General features: G+C 44.2%; 1 protein-coding gene. It reads right to left on the minus strand.

The features are described 5' to 3' along the window. On the minus strand, window positions 1–476 hold a 476-nt coding region (locus AAEY80_RS14325), incomplete at its 3' end, for an IS30 family transposase (RefSeq protein ID WP_350588524.1). Window positions 477–577 lie beyond the last annotated feature (101 nt).

Genomic DNA, 577 nt, shown 5'->3' on the forward strand with positions numbered 1-577 from the left:
GGACGCTCAGTGATATCACAGCGGTTCGCTATCTTTCCGCGCCTATCATAACCTTGCAGACGGCGTTTCCTATAGCGCTTTTGACATCTAAGGGCGCTATGTAAGTTACCCCCTGCCTTTTTGTCAGTATAGATGTGTTGATATATCGATTCATGGCTTGGGACCTCTTGCCAACCCAGCATTCTCAGTCGCCCTGTGATTTGCTCAGGTGAGTAGTGCTTGCTGAGTAGATGATCAATATAGCACCAGCCAAAGCGGCTGATCTGTGAGCTATTCACAACTTTGCGCGCGTTTGCCAATCGATGGGCTTGTTTGGGGCGATAACCCCTTTGTCCCATGTTTCGCCTTATCTCTCGACTCACCGTTGATTTATGACAGCCAATAATTCTAGCTATTTCACTCATGCCTTTTTTAGCTTGCAATAGCGCTGATATTTGATATCTTTGCTCTTGGGTAAGATGTGTATAGTGTTTCATAACGTTCTGATATGTAGGAGTTGAAGTTTGAAATGCAACACGGCACATCTTACTCTTCAACTCATTCTTTTAAAACGTTGCACTTCTTATTTGAATCTAGG

It is taken from the genome of Psychrobacter sp. 78a-MNA-CIBAN-0178 (assembly GCF_040309625.1).
GTDB classification, from domain to species: domain Bacteria; phylum Pseudomonadota; class Gammaproteobacteria; order Pseudomonadales; family Moraxellaceae; genus Psychrobacter; species Psychrobacter okhotskensis.